The following is a 7,795-nucleotide window of genomic DNA, read 5'->3' as shown; positions in this document are numbered from 1 at the left end:
ACCTCACGCGCCACGCGCGTGACTTCCGCGGCGAAGCCGTTGAGCTGGTCGACCATCGTATTGATGGTGTCCTTCAGCTCGCGAATCTCGCCGCGCACGTCGACCGTGATCTTTCGCGACAGGTCGCCCTTCGCCACCGCGGTGGTGACCTCGGCGATGTTTCGCACCTGACTCGTCAGGTTCGAGGCCATCGCGTTGACGGAGTCGGTAAGGTCCTTCCACGTACCCGCCACGCCCGGCACGATCGCCTGGCCGCCGAGCTTGCCTTCGGTGCCGACCTCGCGCGCCACGCGCGTCACTTCCGAGGCGAAGCCGCGCAGCTGGTCCACCATCGTGTTGATGGCTTCCTTCAGCTGCAGGATCTCGCCGCGCACGTCGACCGTGATCTTTCGCGACAGATCGCCGTTGGCGACCGCGATGGTCACCTCCGCGATGTTTCGCACCTGCGCGGTGAGGTTCGACGCCATCTGGTTGACGGAGTCGGTGAGGTCCTTCCAGACGCCGGAGACGCCCTTGACCTTCGCCTGGCCGCCGAGCAGGCCCGCGGTGCCGACCTCGAGTGCCACGCGCGTGACCTCGGACGAGAACTCGCCCATCTGCTCGATCATGCGATTGACGATCGTCGCCGAGCGCAGGAATTCGCCCTGCAGCGGGCGGCCGTCGGCATCGAGCGGCACGAAGCGGGTGAGGTCGCCCTTCGACACGCCGGCGATGGCCTCGGTGATCGTGTCGACCGGGCGCACCAGGTCGTCGACCAGTTCGTTGACCGAACGCTCCATCTGCGCCCACTGGCCGCGGCGCGCGGCGGGCGCCACGCGCTGCCGGGTCTGGCCTTCGCGACCGACCGAGTGGTGCACGCGCGCCAGTTCCTCGGCGAGCTGCCGGTTCTGCGAGACGATCGCATTGAACGCGTCGGCGAGGCGGCCTTCGACGCCGCCCCAGTGTCCGGGCAGGCGTGCATTGAAGTCGCCCTCGGCGACCGCGGTCATCGCGGCGAGCAGGGCATGCAGCGGCTCGTCGGACGCGGACGCCGTCGACGTGTTTTTCGCGGCGGCGGAACGGGTGCGCCGCACGGTGGCTTCGGTCACGGGAACTCTCGAATCGCCCATCCCCATGGGCACGTCCGCGCGAGGATAGGCGCCGCCGTGTCGACGCCACGTTCACATGATTGGCGCCATGGGCGCCACGCTGGCCGCCCAGACACGATGACCGTTCTGCCCACGTCGTCAATACCGGGATGTGACGCGGTCGACGGTCGTCAACGCCGGTGGGGCACGCCGCTTGCATTAATTCGTTCAGGTTTACGCCCGCCGGACCCGCCATGCCCGTCACCGAACCCCGCTGGTCGCTCGAGGACGCCTTCCGCCAGGCGGGCGGTGGGCTGGCGCTGCTCGCACTCGATGGGACGTGGCTCGAGGTCAACGAGGCGGCCTGCGACCTGCTGGGCCGCCCGCGCCAGAGGCTGCTGGGCCGCTCGATCGTCACCACCTGCGAGCCCGAGGACGCGGTTGCCCTCATGCGGCGCCTCGAGGAGGTGCTCGACGGGCGCTGCAGCCGGTTCGGTGCCGACCTGCGCGTGCCGCGTCTCGACGGCAGCCGGTCCTGGCTCCGCCTCGATGCGGTGGCGGTCGCCGGCACCGACGGCGCGCCGGCCTACCTGGCGATGCGGCTGGAGGACGTCACCGACCAGCGCCGCGCCCGGGTCGAGCGCGACGCCTTCTTCGACCTCTGCCCCGACCCGCTCGCCATCGCCGACACCACCGGCCGGATCGTGCGCGTCAACCCGGCCTGGGAAACCGCGCTGGGCTGGAACAGCGCGCAGATGCGCGAGCAGCCGTTTCTCGAGCTCGTGCACCCCGACGACGTGCAACGCACCGTCGAGGAAGCCGCGCGCGCCGCCGCCGGCCAGTCCACGCCGCGGTTCCGCAACCGCTACAAGGTGCGCACCGGCGGCTACCGCTGGCTCGAATGGCATTCGCGCCTCGGCGAGGACGGATTCCTTTATTGCATCGCCCGCGACGTCACAGAGCAGCAGCAGGCGCTGATCATCTTCGAGGCGGAGATGAAGCGGCGCCACCAGCGGCTCGACGAGGCCGAGCAGCGGCTCGGCGTGCACGTGAACCACACGCCGCTCGCGGTCATCGAATTCGACGCGCGCCTGCGCGTGCGGCGCTGGTCGACGCGCGCGGAGGCGCTGTTCGGCTGGAGCGAGGAAGAGGTCATCGGCGACCGCCCGGACCAGTGGCGCTTCATCCACGAGGACGATGCCGACACCGTCGCCACCGCGATGCTGATGCTGGTGACCGGCGAGGCCCCGAGCCAGGTGGTGCGCAATCGCAACTACGCGGCGGACGGCCGCACGCTGCATTGCGAGTGGTTCATGTCGGCCGTCTTCGACGAGGCCGGGCACCTGTCGTCGCTGCTGGCCTTCGCGCAGGACGTCACCGCGCGCGTGCAGGCCGAGGCCGAGGCCGCGGAGCGCGAGGCGCTGTTCCGCGCCACGTTCGAGCAGGCACCCGTCGGCATTGCGCACGTGGGCCTCGACGGCCAGTGGCTGCGGGTCAACCAGACGCTCTGCGACTTCCTCGGCCGCGACGCCGGCCAGCTGCTCACGCACGGCTTCCAAGACATCACCCATCCGGACGACCTCGAGGCCGACCTCGCGCTGGTACAGCAGCTGTTGGACGACCGCATCGATCGCTACGAGCTGCGCAAGCGCTACGTGCATCGCGACGGCCGCCTGCTGTGGGCGAAGCTCACGGTCTCGCTGCGCCGCGCGGCCGACCGCACGCCGCTGCACTTCATCTCGGTCGTCGAGGACATTTCCGAGACGGTCGAGGCCGAGCACGCGATCCTGCGCGGCCGCGACGAGCTCGAGCAGCGCGTGCTCGACCGCACGCGCGAACTCGAAGGCACCAACCGCACGCTCGCCGTCGAGGTGGAGCAGCGCCGCGATGCCGAAGTCGCGCTGCGCGAGAGCGAGATGCGCATCCGCACCATCCTCGAGCATTCGCACGATGCCTTCGTCGCCTGCGACGAGGACGGGCGCGTGGTGGAGTGGAACCGGTCGGCCGAGGCGATCTTCGGCTGGCGTCGCAGCGAAGCACTCGCGCGTCCGCTCAGCGAGCTCATCATCCCGCCCGCGTATCGCGCGGCGCACGACGCCGGCATCGCCCGCGTGTTCTCGACCGGTGCGAACGCGCTGCTCGACCAGCGGCTGGAACGCACCGCACGCCATCGCACGGGCCGCGAATTCCAGGTGGAACTGACGGTGAACCTCGTGCGCCTCGGGCGCCGCCGCCTGCTCACCGCCTTCCTGCACGACATCTCCGAGCGCGCGGCGGCGGAGCGCCAGCTGCGCGAGAGCGAGGCGCGCCTGCGCACGATCACCGACAACGTGCCGGCGATGATCGCCTACCTCGGTCCCGACCTCCGCTTCCGCTTCGCCAACGGCGCCTACTGCGAGTGGTTCGGCCGCGCCGGCGAGGACATCGCCGGGCTGCCGATGGAGGCGGTGCTCGGCGAGCAGGATCGACTGCTGGCGGCGCCATTCCTCGAGCGCGTGCTGGCCGGGGAGCAGGTGGCGTTCGATCGCGTGCGCATCGACGCCGACGGCAGCGAGCGCCATGCGCACGTCACCTACATTCCCGACGTGCCTGACGGCTCGGGGGGCGCGCGCGGCTTCTTCGTCGCCTCGCACGACGTCACCGCGCACAAGCACCTCGCGCAGGTGATGGAGCAGCGCGCGCTGCACGACGAACTCACCGGCCTGCCCAATCGCGCCGCTTGGGCGCGCGCGATCGAGCCGCAGCCGCGCGATGCCGACGAGTCCGCCCCGTCCGCCGTCATGTTCCTCGATCTCGACGGCTTCAAGCGGGTCAACGATACCCACGGCCACGAGGTCGGCGACGCGGTGCTGCGCGAATTCGCCGCACGGCTGCGGCGCTGCGTGCGCGAGGGCGACCTCATCGCGCGTCTCGCCGGCGACGAATTCGTGGTGCTGCTGCGCGGCGTGGACGACGTCGCGCAGGTCGCCGAGCGCATCGCCGCGTCCATCGGCGAGTCCATGGCGCTGCCGTTCGAGGTCGGGCCGCTGCGGCTCGCGATGGCCGCGAGCATCGGCGTCGCCGTGCAGCAGGGCGGGTTCGACGGCGAGCGCCTCGTGCGCGAGGCCGACGGCGCGATGTACGCCGCCAAGCGTGCGCACGATGGCGCATTCCGGCTCGTCGAGTTGGCGGCCGCGCCGGCCTGAGCCCGCGACCGCTGCGGGCCGTCGAGTACGGAACCTGCCGCGATGTACCTCGTGACACTTTTCCCGGCTTCGGCGCACGCCTAGTTAATTCGATCGCGCATCGACAATGCCCCGCAGCCAATCGAGCACGCGGTGCACGAGAACGCGGCGCCGCGCGACGCCACCTCGACGGTGAACCGCTGTTCCCGTTGGCCGATGCGCTCGTCGCGCAGCGCGTGCGGTTCGGGCTCGCGCCGGACCAGGACACGCCGGCGAGGTCCGATCGCGACCGCGATGCGGGGATCTGCATCGCGCCTATCGATGGACCGGCGGTGGCGGCCGCCCTGTCGCGGCTGCTGCGGTGAACGGCAGCGGGGCGGCGCCGAGTTCGAGCGGCGCGTTGCCGAGCAGGTCGCGGCATTCGCGCCAGGCGTGCTCGCTGCGCGCGAGCATGTCGACGGCGGCGTCCCGATCCCCACGCTCCAGCATCCGGCGGCCCAGCGCAACGGTCACCCCGAGCGTATTCACCGAGTTGCGCGCGTCGTGCAGCCACGCCGACGCCGATCCGGGCGGCGAGTCGCCGTCGAATTCGCGTTCGTCCTTGAAGGATTCGGGCATTCGCGCGCTCCGGTCGTCGTCCCGATGCGGGTGCGCGCGCGCTCGGCGCGACAAGCGGCCGTGCGTTGACGCGGGTAAGCGGGCTCAGGGGGCGTACGCCGATTCGCCGTGCCGGTGTGTGTCGAGACCCGTGCGTTCGGCGTCGGTTTCCTCGCGCAGTGGCACCGCCCGCCGCACCGCTTCGAGCGCGATCCATGCGACCGCACCGGACAGCACGATGGTCACGCCGATCCCTATGAGCTGCACGCCCATCTGCCGCAGCATCGAATAGCCCGCGGGCGACGTGCCGCCGAGCGCCGGTGCGCTGAACACCGCGGTGAGCAGCGCACCCGCGATGCCGCAGACGCCGTGGATGCCGAACACGTCCAGCGTGTCGTCCGCGCGCAGGCGCCGCTTGAGTGCGCCGACGCCCCAGAACCCGGCGAGCCCGCCGGCCGCGCCGATCGCGAGTGCACCGCCGACGCCGACCGTGCCGCAGGCGGGCGTCACCGCGACGAGCCCGCCGACCAGCCCGGAGGCCGCGCCGAGCATCGAGGCATAGCCGCGGCGGCGCGATTCGATCGCGCACCAGGCGAGCATGCCGGCCGCGCCCGCCACCAGCGTGTTGACGAAAGCGAGCGCGGCGACGCCATTGGCCTCGAGCGCGGAGCCCGCATTGAAGCCGAACCAGCCGACGAAGAGCAGCGTCGCGCCGGCGAGCGTGAGCGGCAGCGAATGCGGCGCCATGCGTTCGCGCCCGAAGCCCAGGCGCGGCCCGAGGCGCCAGGCGGCCACGAGCCCGGCCACGCCCGCGTTGACGTGCACGACGGTGCCGCCGGCGAAGTCGAGCGCACCGTGCGCGAACAGCCAGCCGTTCGACGCCCAGACCATGTGCGCGAGCGGCACGTAGGCGAAGGTGAACCACAGCGCGCAGAAGGCGAGCACCGCGGCGAGGCGCGCGCGCTCGGCCACCGCGCCGACGACGAGCGCGCACGCGATCGCCGCGAACGCGCCCTGGAAGGCGACGTAGACGAATTCGGGAATCGCGGTGCCCGGCGTGAACGTCGCGACCGTTGACGCAGGGCCGACGCCGCGGAGCATCGCCTTGCCGAGTCCGCCGATCCAGGCGCCGCCGCCGTCGAAGGCGAGCGAGTAGCCGTAGGCGATCCACAGCACCAGCGCGAGCGCCGCGACGAGCACCACCTGCACCAGCACCGACAGCACGTTCTTTCCGCGCACGAGCCCGCCGTAGAACAGCGCGAGGCCGGGCGCGATCATCAGCACCACCAGCAGCGTCGCGACCAGCATCCAGGCGGTGTCGCCACGATCGACGCGAACCGGGTTGGCGAGCGCAGCCGGCGACGTCGCCAGCAGGGCGAGGGTCGCGGCGATGCGGCGTGCGGCGGGCGAAGCGAACGCGGGCGGCATGGCACCTCGGCAGGTCGATGGCGCGCGGCGAACCCGCGCGCAATGCGCCCGAAGCGAAGCGGCCCGGGGTGTGAGCCCCGGGCCGCCGTTCGGTCAGATCGTGTAGTACATCTGGTATTCGAGCGGGTGGGTCGCCGCGCGGAACTGCGTGACCTCCTTCATCTTCAGCGCGATGTAGGCATCGATGAAGTCGTCGGTGAACACGCCGCCCGCCTTGAGGAAGTCGCGATCCTTGTCGAGCGCCTCGAGCGCCTGGTCGAGCGAGTGGCAGACCGTCGGGATGTTCTTCTCTTCTTCCGGCGGGAGGTCGTACAGGTCCTTGTCGCTCGGTGCGCCCGGGTCGATCTGGTTCTTGATGCCGTCGAGGCCGGCCATCATCAGCGCCGCGAAGGTGAGGTAGCCGGAGTTCATCGGATCGGGGAAGCGGATCTCGACGCGGCGCGCCTTCGGGTTGGCCACGTACGGGATGCGGCACGAGGCGGAGCGGTTGCTCGCCGAGTACGCGAGCATCACCGGCGCCTCGTAGCCCGGCACCAGGCGCTTGTACGAGTTCGTCGTCGAGTTCGCGAAGGCGTTGATCGCGCGCGCGTGCTTGAAGATGCCGCCGATGTACCACAGCGCCATCTGCGACAGGCCGCCGTAGCCGTCGCCGCTGAAGAGGTTCTGGCCGCCCTTCGCGAGCGACTGGTGCACGTGCATGCCGCTGCCGTTGTCGCCGACGATCGGCTTGGGCATGAACGTCGCGGTCTTGCCGTTGCGGTGCGCGACGTTCTTGACCACGTACTTCATCGTCGTGAGCTCGTCGGCCTTGCGCACGAGCGTGTTGAACTTGACGCCGATCTCGCACTGGCCCGCGTTCGCGACCTCGTGGTGGTGCACCTCGACTTCCTGGCCGACGGCCGCGAGCGTCTTGCACATCTCGGCGCGGATGTCGTGCAGCGTGTCGAGCGGCGCGACCGGGAAGTAGCCGCCCTTCACCATCGGCCGGTAGCCGGTGTTGCCGCCCTGGTACTCGCGGCCGGAGTTCCACGACGCTTCCTCGGAATCGACGTGGAAGAAGGTGTGGCCCATCTCGTTTGCGAAGCGCACCGAGTCGAAGATGAAGAACTCGGGCTCCGGGCCGAAGAAGGCGGTGTCGGCGACGCCCGACGACTTCAGGAAGGCCTCGGCGCGCTTGGCGATGCCGCGCGGGTCGCGCGTGTAGCCCTGCATCGTGGTCGGGTCGAGGATGTCGCAGATCAGCACCAGCGTCGGGTCCGCGGTGAACGGATCGAGGAAGGCGGTGGCCGGGTCGGGCAGCAGCACCATGTCGGACTGCTGGATGCCGCGCCAGCCGGAGATCGACGAGCCGTCGAACATCTTGCCGTCCTCGAACAGGGAGGCCTCGACGATCGACGCCGGGAACGTCACGTGGTGCGTCACGCCGCGCATGTCGGTGAAACGCAGGTCGACGAATTCGACGGCGTGGTCGCGGATCAGCTTTTCGACGTTCTCGAGGGACATGGCGGCTCCAAGGGCGGGCAAGGGCACGGCGCGGAA

Annotated in this window: 5 protein-coding genes; 1 reads left to right on the top strand and 4 read right to left on the bottom strand. The window is 70.7% G+C overall.

Going from position 1 to position 7,795, the window contains the following annotated elements:
- Nucleotides 1–1,088 (bottom strand): HAMP domain-containing protein (locus ACY35P_RS04755; protein WP_462114688.1); only part of this gene is annotated, 1,088 nt, incomplete at its 3' end.
- Nucleotides 1,089–1,321: 233 nt separating this feature from the next.
- Here ACY35P_RS04755 and ACY35P_RS04750 point away from each other — a divergent pair.
- Nucleotides 1,322–4,252 (top strand): bifunctional diguanylate cyclase/phosphodiesterase, encoded by a 2,931-nt coding sequence (locus ACY35P_RS04750; protein ID WP_462114687.1) that lies wholly within the window; start codon nucleotides 1,322–1,324, stop codon nucleotides 4,250–4,252.
- A gap of 294 nt (nucleotides 4,253–4,546) precedes the next feature.
- On the opposite strand, the gene ACY35P_RS04745 is transcribed toward ACY35P_RS04750, so the two are convergent.
- The 3 genes from ACY35P_RS04745 to glnA all read right to left on the bottom strand — a co-directional run bounded on the left by ACY35P_RS04745 (nucleotide 4,547) and on the right by glnA (nucleotide 7,759).
- Complete coding sequence (locus ACY35P_RS04745) at nucleotides 4,547–4,849, bottom strand: hypothetical protein (protein WP_462114686.1); 303 nt, start codon at nucleotides 4,847–4,849, stop codon at nucleotides 4,547–4,549.
- A gap of 84 nt (nucleotides 4,850–4,933) precedes the next feature.
- Nucleotides 4,934–6,256, bottom strand: a complete 1,323-nt coding sequence (locus ACY35P_RS04740; RefSeq protein WP_462114685.1) for an ammonium transporter — start codon at nucleotides 6,254–6,256, stop codon at nucleotides 4,934–4,936.
- Between the two features lie 93 nt (nucleotides 6,257–6,349).
- On the bottom strand, nucleotides 6,350–7,759 hold the full coding sequence (gene glnA / locus ACY35P_RS04735) for a type I glutamate--ammonia ligase (RefSeq protein ID WP_462114684.1): 1,410 nt from the start codon (nucleotides 7,757–7,759) through the stop codon (nucleotides 6,350–6,352).
- Between the last annotated feature and the right edge of the window lie 36 nt (nucleotides 7,760–7,795).

It is taken from the genome of Lysobacter xanthus, from assembly GCF_047159895.1.
The sequence above is the reverse complement of the archived record's forward strand: the minus strand, read 5'-3'. Positions and strand labels throughout refer to the sequence as shown.